We start from the raw sequence: 13,207 nt of genomic DNA, 5'->3' as shown, positions 1-13,207 counted from the left end.
CCCTTTGGAATCCCGAATTAAAAGCCGATGACGAACAGCCAAGAAACTCCACAAAATCCACGGCTACCGCTCACTCTGCAACTGGGCAACGCGACTGCCGAGGAACAACAGCGCCTGATGGCCAGCATCTTTGCGCACACCCAGGAAGGCATTGTGATCACCGACGCCGAGGCGACCATCGTCGAGGTCAACCACGCTTTTTGCGAGCTGACTGGTTATTCTCGCGAAGAGGTGATCGGACATAATCCGCGCTTGCTTCAATCCGGCCATCATTCGCCGGAGATCTATGCCGCCCTGTGGCAAGCGCTGCTCGATCAGGGCCACTGGCAAGGCGAGTTATGGAACCGCCGTAAGGATGGCCGGATGATCGCCGAACTGATGGCGATCTGGGCCGTTAAGGATCTCTGCGGCGCGATCACTCATTACATCGGCATCTTCTCCGACATTACCGCGTCCAAACAGAGCGAGCAGCGGCTACAGCAAATGGCCTATCACGATGCGCTGACCCGGTTGCCCAATCGCGTTTTGCTGCTGGATCGGTTGCAGAAGGAGATCGCCCGCACCGACCGTCAGGACATCCTGCTCGCTGTTTGCTACCTCGATCTCGACGGGTTCAAACCGGTCAACGACCTGTTGGGTCATGTTGCCGGGGATCAATTACTGATCATGGTGGCCGATCGGCTGCGCCACTGCATCCGCGAAAGCGACACGGTGGCGCGCTTGGGCGGCGACGAGTTTGTAGTGCTCTTTGCCGACCTGACCCGGGTTGAGGAATGCCATAACACCCTGGATCGGCTGTTGCGGGTGCTGGCCGAACCGTACACCGTGAGCAACCAGTCGGTTGAAGTCACCGCCAGCGTCGGCGTCACCCTGTGCCCCCAGGACGGCGGCGATGCCGATACCCTGCTGCGCCACGCCGACCAGGCTATGTATCTCGCCAAGCAGACCGGACGCAATCGCTATGTGCTGTTCGACGCCGAACACGATCGTCAGATCCGTGCCCACCGTGACCAACTTTCCCGCATCGACACCGCGCTGGACACCGGCGAGCTTCGCCTCTACTACCAACCCAAGGTGGATATGTACCGGGGTACGGTGATCGGCGCCGAAGCGCTGGTGCGCTGGCAGCATCCTGAACGGGGTCTGTTGCCGCCCAGCGAGTTTCTGCCGGTGATCGAAGGCCATATCCTGATGGTGAAACTCGATCACTGGGTCTTCACTGAGGCGCTGCGGCAAATGGCATGCTGGCACATGCAGGGGCTGCGCTTTGCAATCAGCGTCAATGTCTCGGCCACCACCCTGCAACAGGCGGGTTTTCCCGACTGGCTGGCGGCGTTGTTGGCCGCGCATCCTCAAGTCCCGCCGCAAGCGCTCGAACTGGAAATCGTCGAAACCATTGCGCTCGATGATCTGGGCCGCGTTTTGCCCGTGATCCAAAGATGCATCACCCTTGGCGTCGGATTCGCGCTGGATGATTTTGGCACCGGCTATTCTTCCCTGACCTATTTTCGGCGCTTGCCGGTGCGCACCCTGAAAATCGATCAGTCCTTTGTACGCAATATGCTGGTGGATACCGAGGATATGACGATTGTCGAGGTGGTGATCAATCTGGCGCAAACCTTCCAGCGTGCGGTTATCGCCGAGGGCATGGAAACCGCGCTGCACGGCGCGGCGCTGCTGCGGCTGGGTTGCCACTGCGCCCAAGGCTATGGCATTGCCCGGCCGATGCCGCCGGAGGCATTCCCGGAGTGGGCGCGAGGCTTCACCCAGCATCCGCTGTGGGCAGCGGGCATGGCCTTCGAGGGCGTGCTGTTAATCAATGTGGAAGCCGAACATCGAACCTGGGTCGGGCAGGTAGACGATTTTGTTCATGGCACCCTGCCCTATGCGCCGCTCATCAACGACGATCAGTGTTGCCGTTTCGGCCGCTGGTACTCTCAGCAGGGGCTGTTGCGTTATGGCCACTTGGCGACATTCCAAACGGTCGAGCCGCTGCATCGCCAGTTTCACCAACTGGCGCAGGAACTCATCGGCCTGCATACCACCGATGCAAGCGCCGCCTTGGCGCGGCTGGCGGAGCTGTACGCGGTGTGCGACGCCCTGATCGAGCATTTATATCGGTTACAAAAAGAACTGCTGGCGCCTTGATCGTTGACAGGCAAGCAAAATTTCCAAACTGCATCATCACAATAAGGACTTTCGCTTTCCGTCATTCCCGCGTCAGCGGGAATCCAGTAACCCACTAAAAAATTGGATACCCGCTTTCGCGGGTATGACGAATTCAAGAGGCTTGGCGAACGTCCTGACAAATAAGGAGTTTTAACATGGCGAAGATATTAATCATCGAAGACGACGATCCCTTCCGCGAGATGCTGGCGGAAATGCTGGATCAGGTGGGCCACCAAGTTGAAATGGCCGCTAACGGGATTCTGGGGATGGAACGGTTCCGCAGCGGTGAGCCGGATTTAGTGATCACCGATATTCTGATGCCGGAAAAGGACGGCATTGAAACCATTATCGAGATGAAACGGGAGCGGGACAGCATCAAGATTATTGCGATGTCCGGGGGCAGGCGGGCGATTACACCGCAATTCAATCTGGATTCCGCCGCACTGATCGGGGTGCAGCAGACCTTGACTAAACCGTTCACCCGCCAGCAACTGCTGCAAGCGATTGAAGATACCCTCGAAGGCGTGGCACCCGCTTCCCGCCGGTGAACCGAACACGGGCTGGATGGCCCCGTGCCACACCATTCGCTACCCGTTACTGAGGGGCGCTATGAAGTGCTTCGCGGAGTTTGGTAGCCAGCACCTTCTTGGAAAAAGGCTTCTGCAAGAAGTGAACGCCCTCATCGAGGACGCCGTGATGGGCGATGACATTGGCGGTATAGCCGGACATGAACAGGCATTTAATACCGGGACGCAGGGCGCTGATCCGTTGCCAAAGGTCGCGGCCATTCATGTCCGGCATGATCACGTCGGTCAGCAACAGGTGAATGGAACCAGGGTAGGTCTCGACCTGTTGCAGCGCCTGATTTGGACTCCCGGCGGCCAGCACGGTATAGCCGAGTTGTTCGAGCAGCCGGGCACTGAGTTTGAGCAGCACCGCTTCATCCTCGACCAGCAATACGGTCTCGATGCCGGTGGGCGCGGCGACGAACACCGGTGGAACGCGGGTATCGGCTGCTGCCGATTCGTAGCGGGGCAGGTAAATTTTGAAGGTCGATCCTTGCCCTGGTTCGCTGTACACATTGATGAAGCCGTGGTTTTGCTTGACGATGCCGTACACCGTAGCTAACCCAAGGCCGGTGCCCTGCCCTTGCGGCTTGGTGGTGAAAAAGGGATCGAAGAGGTGCGCTAACACCGTTGGGTCCATGCCGCAGCCGTTATCGCTGACCGCCAGCAGGACATACGATCCGGGAATAACATCGGCGTGGGTTTCGCAATAGGTGTCATCGAACACTGCTGGGCCGGTTTCGATAGTGATTTTGCCGACACCGGCAATGGCATCGCGGGCGTTGACCACCAGGTTGGCCAAAACTTGGTCAATCTGGGCTGGGTCCATGTTCACCCGCCACAGAGACCCGGCAGGTTTCCAGAGCAGGTCAATGTCCTCGCCGATCAGCCGCCGGAGCATCTTGAGCATCCCGGTGATGGTGTCGCTGAGGTCGAGTACCTGGGGCGCAATCGTCTGTTTACGGGCAAAGGCCAGTAACTGGTGGGTCAGGTCGGCGGAACGCTGGGCGGCTTTTTGAATCTCCAGCAGGTCAGCGTGCAGCGGACTCCCGGAATCTATCTCCTCCAGCGCCAGATCAGCATGACCGGCGATCACCGCCAGCATGTTGTTGAAATCGTGCGCCACCCCACCAGCCAGCCGGCCCACCGCTTCCATTTTCTGGGCTTGGCGGAGCTGACCTTCCAGCACATCCTGCTTGCGGATCGCCTGTTCACCGGCCGCTTTCATTCGCAGCACCCGCAGGGCGTAGGCCAGGTTATCGGTCAACCGGCGCAACAACTCCACCTCATCCGGGGCCAAAGCGTCGGGTTCGGTGGCGTAGAGGTTCAGCGCGCCGAACACGCCGGTTTCGTGGGTCAACGGTAATGCAATGGAGGCAGCGTAGCCGTAGCGGGCCGCTTCCTCATGCCAAGGCGCAAAGCAGGGGTCGGTCCGCAGATTGTTGCAAAGTACCGGTTGGCCGCTACGAATGGCGGTACCGGTGGGACCCTGCCCGGTCGGGCTATCGTCCCAGGTGATAGTGATCGCTTCGAGGTAGCCGTCCTCGAACCCGAACTGGGCCACCGGCCGTACCCGCTTGTGCGGCCCCGGTTCGGCCAAACCCACCCAGGCCAGCCGCCATTCTCCCTCCGCTACCAGAATGCGGCAAATTTCCTGCATCAGCCCGATATCCTCCTGCGCCAGGGCGATGGCTTTGTTGCAGCGGCTGAGCATGCGCAAGGAGCGCACCGCCTGGCGTTCGCTATCCTGTGCTTGCCTTTGCTCCACCACCTTCCACACCGCTTCCATCAGCAGGGTGAGCTGGAGAATGTCGGTTTCGTGATAATCGGTTTTTTTATTGGCTACTCCGACCACGCCGACGATGTGGCCGCTACTGAAGACTGGCACCGTAAGATACTTGTGAAGCTCGGCATGGCCGACCGGATAGCCCTGCTTGCAGGGGTGGGCGGCGGCAAAATCATTCACCAGGATCGGGCGGCGCTGGCGGACGGCTTCGCCCCAGAGGCCGGTTTTGTCCAGTTCGTAGCAGGTTTGCGGATTAACGATGCTGCATTCCTGCATTACCCCACGGGACCAGGAGTTCAGCACGAACTCCCGACGATCTTCACGGTAGCGATAGAGGTAGCCGATGGTGCTGCCGGTGAGCTGAATGGCTTCGTCCAGCGCGTAATCCAGGAATTTCTGCACCGAATCGCTGGGGTATTGCAGAATGCTCACCAAGCTGCGCAATCGTGCCGTGTTGCGGCGCACCTCCTCCTCCGCTGCACGTTCTTCGGCCTGGCCGCGAAAGACCAGTACCACACCGGTAATGACATCGCGCTCGTCGCGGATGGGTGCCCCGCTGTCCGCGATAGGGCGTTCGGTCCCGTCCCGGGCAATGAGCAGGGTATGGTTGGACAGTCCCACCACGGTCCCCTCGCGCAGTACGCGCTGGACCGGGTTTTCGACCTGCGCATGAGTCTCTTCGCTAACAATGCAGAACACCGTGTCAAGGGACTGACCTTGAGCCTCGGCCTCGGTCCAACCGGTAAGCTGCTCCGCCACCCGATTCATCTGCTTGATCTGTCCGGCATGGTCGGTGGTGATAACGGCATCACCGATGCTATAGAGCGTGGTGCGGAATATTTCCTGAGCGGCCCGTTGCTCCCGCTCCACTTGGTACAGATCACGGTAGAGACCCGCCTGCCGCTGCCGGTAGGCCCAGGCGGTCACTGTCGCCGCGAGCAGAAGGCCCAAGGCGACGAACAGGATGGCTATGCCGGCGCGGTAGCGCACCTCGGCCAAGATCTCTGCGGCGCCCACTTCGGTTACCAGAAACCAGGGTGACCCGGGCACCGGGCGCAGGTCGGCTAATACCTCCATCCCTTGATAATCCTGGCCTTGGAACAAACCTTGCCGTCCGAGTACTGCCTGGACTGCCGGCAGATCGCTCTGAGTCAGCGGGATTTGCAGCGCCAGCGCGGTCTGGGTCTGGTGACGCAGCTCATTCAGGAAAATAACCGTATCGCCTTCCCGGCGAACCAGGAGCGTCTCGGCACTGCGGCTGGGCGTAGGCCAGGACTGAATCAGGGGATACAGATAGGATGCCGCGTTGCTGCGCAGGACCAGCACTGCCAGCAGATGCCCCTTGGTGTCGAGTATCGGGGCCACCGTATCCAGATAGATGTTGCCATCAGGAGCACGGTAGAAATCCGACAGTACCGCATTGCGCCCGGACAAAGTCGCAGCGAGGGTTGGTTGCGTGGCTGAATCGGTGGGGGCAGGTTCCTGTTGGGCGGCGAGCAGAAGATTCCCGTTCGGGTCAAGCAGCAGGACATTGGCATAGCCATAGGCTTCCTGCTCAAGCCGCAAGCGTTTTTCCCAGTCTGCCCGCAAGCCCGGAGTTTCGGGATTCGTTCGCCACTCCGCCAGCGCCCGCTGAAAGAACGGACTCGCCATGGACCTGCGGGCGTCCGCCAGGCGCTCCTGCCGCCATTGCTGGATTTGGCTGATTTTCAGTTCGCCGATGGCGGCAATATCGTAGTATTTCTCCTGGCGGATGCGCTCTGCTTCAGCGTGATAATACCCGTAGCCCCCCGCCAGCAGCGCCAGCGCGATTACGGCGAAGACCACTACCCACACTCGGCGGCGGTGCCTGCTGACGTTGAGCAGGATTATGTCCATGGTTAATCCGCATTAGGCGGGATTTGACGTTCGGCAGCGACTTGGCGCTGGTGTTCGAGGCGTTGCCGCAAGCGCTGCTGCTCGTCCAGCGCGGCCTTGAGTTCACCACGCAGGACTTCGGCAGCCAGCAGGAGATCAAGGTGTTTATTTTCAACCGCCTGGAATGCAACACGAAGTTGCCGGATTTCGCCGTCCAGCCCGCGCTGCCGTTCTTCAGCAGTGGCCAGGGCGGTGTGCGCATCGGTGTTTTCACGCTGTTGAGCATCTAATCGCGCCTGCCAGATTTTTGCCTGATTTTTCCAGTCATCCCGTTCATTGGCAAAAACTTGGCGCTCTGCCGCATGGTCAGTACGGTCGCGGTCGAGGAGCTGCATTAACCGCGCTTCATTGGCTTCACCGCGCTGGCGCTCATCATTAAAGCGGTGCTGAGCTTGCGCCAGTTGCTGTTCGCTATCGGCCCGCGTCTGTTGCAGTGCCGCTTCCAGTTGCTCAACCCGTGCCTCGGTCTCGGCGCGGATGTGTACAACGGTTTCGGTCGCCGCCTGAACTCGCTGCTCAGCCGCATCAATAGCGGTTTCGGCGACGGTGCGGCGTTCCTGTTCCATCATCAACCGATTGGCGAGATCGTGGGCGGTAGTTTGCGCGGTGTCGAGGTGCTGGCGCAGCTCGTTGGCTTCCGCTTGCGCCTGCCGTTGCGCAACGAGAGCCGCGTCACGGCTTTGTTCCGCTTCAGCGACCGCTTGCACAGCAACCGCTCGTTGCTCCTCAAATGCGGCTTCGGCGTACTGCACCGCTATTTTCCAGAAGGAATCCAACGCGGTCATCACCGCATCCGGGATATTCGGCGGCAAGATAGCCTTTGGCGTCTCCGCCATGTCCCGTTGCCAGTGTTTCAGATGTTCGCTGATGGTGGTGTTGCTGCCGGTGCCCAGTTGTTCGCGGACCCGCTGGATAGTGGGATGGAGACCGCGCCCCAGCAAGGTCTCGGCGACACTTTTGACTTCTTCATAGTGGATTCCAGAACGCGCCATAATTAGGAGTTTCCAGTGATGGTTATCAATAGGTTGGACAGTTTTACTGGAGCCTTGATTAACCCTGATGCGGACGCCCGGAATCCCTGTTTTTCATCGGATACTTCGCGCTGGATTTTGCGTAACCATATGATTTTTATATCACTACATGTACCGGGCTACTCGTTGTATTTATGCAGGAGATTCATGGATCCTTCCCGAATCGCGCTAACGCATAGCGGCTCATGCCTTTCGCTAATTCTTCTTCGCCGAGAAGAACCTTGCCGGCCTGTTCCCGCTCCAGCAGCATGGCCTCTTCTTCGTTGTGGGCACAGACTACTGTTTCGATCCCGGGATTGAGGGTGCGGGCGGTTATGATCATTTGTCGCACGTTGAAGGTATCCGGCGAGGCTACCACCAGCATGCTGGCGTGCGCGACGTGGGCCTGAATCAGTACCGCCGGATCCGAGGCATCTCCAGAGACCGCCGTGATCCCGCATTCCCTCAGGCGCTCGACCTGTTCGCGGTTTTGCTCGACCACGATATAGGGAATACCGCGTTCGGCCAGCGTCTCGCCGATACGCCGCCCGACACAGCCGTAACCTACCAGAACAACTTGCCCGGATAGATACTTTTCATCAGTCGTCATAGGCAACTCGGCTAAGGGGTCGGTGGGCTGTTCGAGCCTCCTGGCCCGTGTGGAGCGGGACCGGATCCAGACCTGAAACGGTTCCACGGCCGCAAACATCAGCGGGTTGACCACAATAGAGATCACCGCGCCGGCAAGAATCAGGCTTTGCCCTGCGACCGGAAGCAGTCCCAAGCGGACCCCAAGTCCGGCCAGAATGAAGGAGAACTCGCCGATCTGGGCCAAGCTCACCGACACGGTAAGTGCGGTGTTCAACGGGTAGCGAAAAGCGAGGACCAAGGCGGCGGCAGCCATTGATTTGCCGACGAGGATGATGCCCACCACAGAAAGGACCTGGAGTGGCTGCTGGACCAGAATCTGCGGGTCGAACAGCATCCCCACCGAGACGAAGAACAGAACAGCAAACGCTTCGCGCAGCGGCAGCGATTCCTCTGCGGCGCGGTGGCTGAACTCGGATTCCCGCATCATCATCCCGGCAAAAAACGCCCCTAGGGCAAAGGACACTCCGAACAACAGAGCTGCGCCGTAGGCGATGCTGACGGCAGTGGTCACCACGCACAAGGTGAACAGCTCACGGGAACCGGTGCGGGCCACTTGCCACAGCAGCCACGGAAAGACCCGGCGCCCGACCACCAGCATCAAAGCGATAAATGCAGAGACTTTGACCAGCGTAATACCCAGAGTCAGCCCTAGATGCTCGCCGAGACGGTCTGGTGTGTTGCCGCCGAGCCATCCAGCCAGGGGCGGCAACAACACCAGCACGAGTACCATCGCCAGATCCTCGACCACCAGCCAACCCACAGCGATGCGTCCATTGATGGATTCTAGCGCGCCGTGGGACTCAAGTGCCCTGAGCAGCACCACGGTACTGGCCACTGACAGCGCCAGACCGAACACCAGCGATCCTCCCCATCCCCATCCCCAGGTAGCGGCCACGCTGGCACCCAGTGCAGTGGCAACGATGATTTGTAGCGCCGCGCCCGGCAAAGCAATTTTGCGTACCGCCAGCAGGTCATCCAGCGAAAAGTGCAAACCGACACCGAACATCAGCAGCATCACCCCGATTTCAGCCAGTTCCGCTGCGATCTCCGCATTGGCGACGAAGCCGGGGGTGAACGGGCCGAGGAGGACACCGGCCACCAGGTAACCGGCCAGCGTCGGGAGCTTGAGCCGGGCGGCGAGGAAGCCCAGCAGTAGAGCCAAGCCGAATGCCGTAGCCAGGGTCGTGATGAGGGGTGTGCTATGAAACATCAATGCGCTCCTTGCTGGCATCGAGTGGGTCGGTTTTCGCAGCCTCGCTTGTTTGCACGAATTTAGTGCAGATCCAGGCTCCGAAACTGAGGCAGCAGAGTAAACCGGGTGGGGGTTTGCAGGGCAACCCGATCGGAAACCAAGCGGAGCAGGTAATTGTGATCATGGGCACGGATCGCCATATCCGGCGCATAGTAAACCGCATACGGCTCACCGCGCCGCTTCCAGCGGCGCACCTCTAATACTGGTAATACTGGGGATTTGTTCATTGGGGAGTCCTCTCAACCAGGCTGTTGCGAAATTATCAAGCATTTTTGATGCCATTTTTGAGTCAGAGCGGAACCCCGTAGCGGATGCTGGCTTTCGCCCGGCTTGGAAAGAGAAGTCCAAGGGGTCAATTTGAACCGCAGCAGTCCAGAGTTGCCGGCACCCGGTCACTCGCTCTACGCCGAAACCGGTGCGGCGGCTCTGCCACCCCACGCTTGCGTCCGATGTGATCACGCGCCATTTGCAGCAACTCAACGGGCGGTTCGTAGCCGGTGCGGCGGCAGTGATTGAGGTAATGGGTCAAGCGCGGTTCGACATCGTGCCGGTCGGCCCGCTCGATCAGTTCCAGCAGCTCGATCATGTGTGGAGTTGGGACGGTGGCAATGGTTTGAAGCATGGGTGTGTTCCTCCGGGTCAGTGATTGATCAGTGATACCTGTAAGGCAGTTTTTATGCCAGTGGGCTTTGCCTCCTCGCCGCGTCCGACTCCCCTTGCTCGATCACGGCATGAAAACCGTTTGTTGAGACGGGGAGTGCTGATGTCCTGCTCTTCACATCACGATGCAGAAATGAAAGCAATCCCCCGCTTGCTCGGCGGCTTCGACCTTCAACAGGCTGTCGGTCAGTTCGTCGATCAGGTCTTGGCGGAGTGTTTCTGGAATACCCTCGACGGCCCCCGACTTCACACTGTCGATTATCGCCCTGAGCGAGGGCAGCACCGCCGCCGGTGCAAACCACTGCGGAGACTCCCTGCTCGCGGATTCCAGTGGATCGTCATCCGTTAGGTTGAACTGCATGTCAGTGAAGTCGAAAAACGCAGAGAGCGGAGTCACCTGCAAGGCTTCCGCCCGGTGGTCCAATGCCTCAGCAAACTGATAGAAAAGAGAATGATCGAAGTCGTCATCGGCTTCGTCGCTCTCCACCTTGGATTGGCGCAAAACCCAAAGCGTTAGGCTCATGGGACGGGCTTCTCCTTCATTGCCAGCCCCGCCGCATCGGCAGCAGCGAGAACGTGGGTGCTGACTTCCTGAGTACAGGCGGCAATCAAGGCACTGGTGGGGAGTTGGTCTTCAGTCATGGTTCAACCTTTTTTCGGCTATCGTGAGGAATGAGGCTGCGGCCCGCTGGCAAGAAAACCTTGTTCCCATGTCTTGACCCACCACTGCGGGAATTTGTTCGACCGCTGGCCCTGCGACTTTCTTCGCTATGATCCGGTCCACTCTGCAATCTTCGCATCAATCACCGCTGGCGACTTTGGCGATAGGTGCGGAGTGGAAAAGTTTTCCCCTCCAAAGCGTCCGGCTATATTTTCCGCTCGAACGGGGTGAGCGCTTTGCTCGCCAAGCGATAAAGCTGAGCCGGTCGGTGCGCCCCGGAACTGATCCGAAAGCGGTTCAATGATGCCCTGTTCCAGGATTTTGTGCCGGAACGATGCCTTGTCCAGGCGGATGCCGATGGTTTGCTCATAGATGCGATGGAGTTCATTCATCGTGAACGTTCCCGGTAACAGGAAGGCCGGCAGCGACGAATAAGTCGCCTTACTGCGCAGCCGTTCGATCGCGTGGGCGACAATCTGTGGGTGATCAAACGGGAGCGGCGATAATGCCGCCGATAGGCAACCAGTAGTCGCGGTGATAAATCCCTTCGGCGTCGGCCAGGGTCAATCCTGCGATGTTTAGATTGGGATAACTGCGATGGGAAATGCCGTACTTCGTCAACCCGCCCGGGTCGTGCGGGTCATTCGACAACCCGCCTTCTTCGGCTAAAATCGGTGTGATACAGCGCTTGAAGTCGCCCATGCTTTACTCTCCTGAAACAATGGGCGCTAGGATTCAGGGAAATGGGCGGAAAATCGCGGCGATTGTGGCGATTGTGGTGAAGAAAGCGAGGGACGGGTCTATGCTTAGTTGTCAGGGGTTCGCGGCTTGCGCCGGCTTGGGGTTTCCAGGCTGGCACGCCGTCCTTTCAACCCGTGCGCGGGTGACGCTCAACTCGCGCCCGTCAAGCGTAGAAGATGTTCGCATGACGCAACGTCGTTCCAAGTTAGGTTATGTCTCGGAACTAGACGGGCTACGCGGTGCCGCCATTCTGGGCGTAATGGGTTTCCATGCTGACACTCCCTTCTTAAAGGGATGCTTTATTGGTGTTGATATTTTCTTTGTTTTGAGTGGTTTTCTAATTACAACATTACTCATACAAGAATTCGACGAATCGGGTTCTGTTAGCCTTAAAAATTTTTACATGAGGCGTGTGCTACGGCTTGGCCCAGCGCTAATCGCTCTGCTGATTGTGTTTTGCCTTGCGAGTTTTGCGGTATTGAGCGAAGAAAAGGCTAGTAGGAATTATGTCGATGTTATTATTTCTCTTGCCTATCTTTCGAATTGGGCGCGGGCATTTTCAATACACCCGCCCGATTTTCTTGGACACACATGGTCGCTCTCAATTGAGGAGCAGTTTTACATTGCTTGGCCGATTATTTTATTGACAATCCTCCGCGTATCAAAGAAAAGACCACATGTTGTAATTATTGCGGCTACTATCGCCTTACTTTCATGGATTTTCAGAGTCTATCTTTCCATAAATAGCGCACCACCAGAGCGCCTATATAACGGGTTGGACACTAGAGCAGATACTCTCATGGTTGGCTGTACCCTTGGATTGTGGCTATCTTCTGGACTAGCAACTGAAAAAGCAAAGAAAATACTTCAAAAGCATCTTGTGGTTATAGCGCCCATTTCTATGGTATTTCTTCTGGCTGTCTCCACTCTTAGCTATTGGCGCGATCCATGGATGTATTATTTTGGCTTTGTTATTGTTGAACTTTTGACCACTGCTTTAGTTCTCGATGTACTGATAAACCCGCAAAGTATCATCAGAAAAGTCCTAGCAATGAAGTGGTTGGTTTGGGTAGGGTCGATCTCGTATGGGTTGTACCTCTGGCATTATCCAATATATCGAACAATGTCTGCTCTGGGATTCTACCGATTGGACATTATTACCGTTGGCTCACTTGTCACTTTTATTGTTGCTGTGTTCTCCTACTATGTCATGGAAAGACCATTACTAAAACTCAAGAAGCGCTTTACCAGCGAACGATATCAACGGGGTTAGACTCGATTGATCCTAGACGCCGCAAGAGCGCAGCGCCCCTTGGCTTCCTCGTTCATCGGCGCTGCGCGTCGCTTAATGGGCGCGAGTTGATCCCAAATCGTGCCTGTTAGGCGGTAAGGCAGTTACTAAGAGAAGACTTCAATGCAAACTGATGCGTTATTTGAAAGGCAATTTACTCAAAAAAAATATGATCGCATAATAATTTTTCCAGCACAGTAGAAGGAAAATTATTAGAAGATAATTGAGGAGTCTTTATAACAATGGTTCAGACAGTTTTGACTTTCACTATCAAAGGGTTAGCCCCAACAGGGCGGATTAAACCAAACTCAGGCCAACCTCGGAGTTGCATAAAATAACCAGTTGATTTTGCTTGACCCGTGGTGGATGCTCGAAGCTCTGAATTTTCAAAGGGTTCCATTAACCGATGCGACAAGGACGAAAATCAAAACTGTCCGAATCATTGATATAGCTCTCCTATGCAGGTTGTGGAATTTTTAGATACCATTCTATTTTTCTAAAAT

At 57.3% G+C, this 13,207-nt stretch carries 12 protein-coding genes; 3 read left to right on the top strand and 9 right to left on the bottom strand.

Translation table 11 applies throughout. The annotated features are described in order from the left end of the window. Positions 1-27: 27 nt before the first annotated feature. Positions 28-2,148 carry an EAL domain-containing protein gene (locus tag BN874_RS17515; protein ID WP_051497995.1) on the top strand — a complete coding sequence of 707 codons (2,121 nt, stop codon included), beginning with the start codon at positions 28-30 and terminating at the stop codon, positions 2,146-2,148. Between the two features lie 176 nt (positions 2,149-2,324). Continuing rightward, the gene (locus tag BN874_RS17510) at positions 2,325-2,717 is read left to right on the top strand and encodes a response regulator (RefSeq protein WP_034435576.1); all 393 of its coding nucleotides are present in this window, start codon (positions 2,325-2,327) and stop codon (positions 2,715-2,717) included. A 46-nt stretch (positions 2,718-2,763) separates the two neighbouring features. On the opposite strand, the gene BN874_RS22865 is transcribed toward BN874_RS17510, so the two are convergent. The 9 genes from BN874_RS22865 to BN874_RS17470 all read right to left on the bottom strand — a co-directional run bounded on the left by BN874_RS22865 (position 2,764) and on the right by BN874_RS17470 (position 11,374). Next, positions 2,764-6,399: a GAF domain-containing protein gene (locus BN874_RS22865; RefSeq protein ID WP_051497994.1), complete on the bottom strand. Its 3,636-nt coding sequence runs from the start codon at positions 6,397-6,399 to the stop codon at positions 2,764-2,766. A gap of 2 nt (positions 6,400-6,401) precedes the next feature. Then, positions 6,402-7,430 carry a DNA-binding protein gene (locus tag BN874_RS17500; protein ID WP_034435575.1) on the bottom strand — a complete coding sequence of 343 codons (1,029 nt, stop codon included), beginning with the start codon at positions 7,428-7,430 and terminating at the stop codon, positions 6,402-6,404. Between the two features lie 184 nt (positions 7,431-7,614). Further along, on the bottom strand, positions 7,615-9,309 hold the full coding sequence (locus BN874_RS17495) for a cation:proton antiporter domain-containing protein (protein WP_034435574.1): 1,695 nt from the start codon (positions 9,307-9,309) through the stop codon (positions 7,615-7,617). 62 nt (positions 9,310-9,371) lie between these two features. Continuing rightward, on the bottom strand, positions 9,372-9,578 hold the full coding sequence (locus tag BN874_RS17490) for a hypothetical protein (RefSeq protein ID WP_034435573.1): 207 nt from the start codon (positions 9,576-9,578) through the stop codon (positions 9,372-9,374). Between the two features lie 125 nt (positions 9,579-9,703). After that, positions 9,704-9,973, bottom strand: a complete 270-nt coding sequence (locus BN874_RS17485; RefSeq protein WP_034435572.1) for a hypothetical protein — start codon at positions 9,971-9,973, stop codon at positions 9,704-9,706. Positions 9,974-10,126: 153 nt separating this feature from the next. Then, positions 10,127-10,534 (bottom strand): hypothetical protein, encoded by a 408-nt coding sequence (locus BN874_RS17480; protein WP_034435570.1) that lies wholly within the window; start codon positions 10,532-10,534, stop codon positions 10,127-10,129. Then, positions 10,531-10,653 (bottom strand): hypothetical protein, encoded by a 123-nt coding sequence (locus BN874_RS26105; protein WP_268258842.1) that lies wholly within the window; start codon positions 10,651-10,653, stop codon positions 10,531-10,533. The genes BN874_RS17480 and BN874_RS26105 overlap by 4 nt, the downstream gene beginning before the upstream one ends. Positions 10,654-10,779: 126 nt before the next feature. Continuing rightward, positions 10,780-11,085, bottom strand: coding sequence for an NrtR DNA-binding winged helix domain-containing protein (locus tag BN874_RS17475; protein ID WP_420886146.1), 306 nt, complete (start codon positions 11,083-11,085; stop codon positions 10,780-10,782). A gap of 73 nt (positions 11,086-11,158) precedes the next feature. Beyond that, positions 11,159-11,374 (bottom strand): glycosyl hydrolase 108 family protein, encoded by a 216-nt coding sequence (locus BN874_RS17470; RefSeq protein ID WP_051497993.1) that lies wholly within the window; start codon positions 11,372-11,374, stop codon positions 11,159-11,161. On the opposite strand from BN874_RS17470, the gene BN874_RS17465 reads away from it, so the two are divergent. Further along, positions 11,373-12,686 (top strand): acyltransferase family protein, encoded by a 1,314-nt coding sequence (locus tag BN874_RS17465; RefSeq protein WP_230314481.1) that lies wholly within the window; start codon positions 11,373-11,375, stop codon positions 12,684-12,686. The two genes, BN874_RS17470 and BN874_RS17465, sit on opposite strands and share 2 nt — an antisense overlap. The last annotated feature ends 521 nt before the right edge of the window (positions 12,687-13,207 follow it).

Source organism: Candidatus Contendobacter odensis Run_B_J11 (assembly GCF_000531125.1).
GTDB classification, from domain to species: Bacteria; Pseudomonadota; Gammaproteobacteria; order Competibacterales; family Competibacteraceae; genus Contendibacter; species Contendibacter odensensis.
Note: the sequence above shows the minus strand (reverse complement) of the source record. Positions and strands in the feature narration are given on the sequence as shown.

Excerpts from the sequence above, each read along its gene's own strand:
- BN874_RS22865 (WP_051497994.1), bottom strand. The coding sequence starts at position 6,399 with ATGGACATAATCCTGCTCAACGTCAGCAGGCACCGCCGCCGAGTGTGG.
- BN874_RS26105 (WP_268258842.1), bottom strand. The coding sequence starts at position 10,653 with ATGACTGAAGACCAACTCCCCACCAGTGCCTTGATTGCCGCCTGTACT.
- BN874_RS17470 (WP_051497993.1), bottom strand. The coding sequence starts at position 11,374 with ATGGGCGACTTCAAGCGCTGTATCACACCGATTTTAGCCGAAGAAGGC.
- BN874_RS17465 (WP_230314481.1), top strand. The coding sequence starts at position 11,373 with ATGCTTTACTCTCCTGAAACAATGGGCGCTAGGATTCAGGGAAATGGG.
- BN874_RS17500 (WP_034435575.1), bottom strand. The coding sequence starts at position 7,430 with ATGGCGCGTTCTGGAATCCACTATGAAGAAGTCAAAAGTGTCGCCGAG.
- BN874_RS17490 (WP_034435573.1), bottom strand. The coding sequence starts at position 9,578 with ATGAACAAATCCCCAGTATTACCAGTATTAGAGGTGCGCCGCTGGAAG.
- BN874_RS17515 (WP_051497995.1), top strand. The coding sequence starts at position 28 with ATGACGAACAGCCAAGAAACTCCACAAAATCCACGGCTACCGCTCACT.
- BN874_RS17510 (WP_034435576.1), top strand. The coding sequence starts at position 2,325 with ATGGCGAAGATATTAATCATCGAAGACGACGATCCCTTCCGCGAGATG.
- BN874_RS17480 (WP_034435570.1), bottom strand. The coding sequence starts at position 10,534 with ATGAGCCTAACGCTTTGGGTTTTGCGCCAATCCAAGGTGGAGAGCGAC.
- BN874_RS17485 (WP_034435572.1), bottom strand. The coding sequence starts at position 9,973 with ATGCTTCAAACCATTGCCACCGTCCCAACTCCACACATGATCGAGCTG.
- BN874_RS17495 (WP_034435574.1), bottom strand. The coding sequence starts at position 9,309 with ATGTTTCATAGCACACCCCTCATCACGACCCTGGCTACGGCATTCGGC.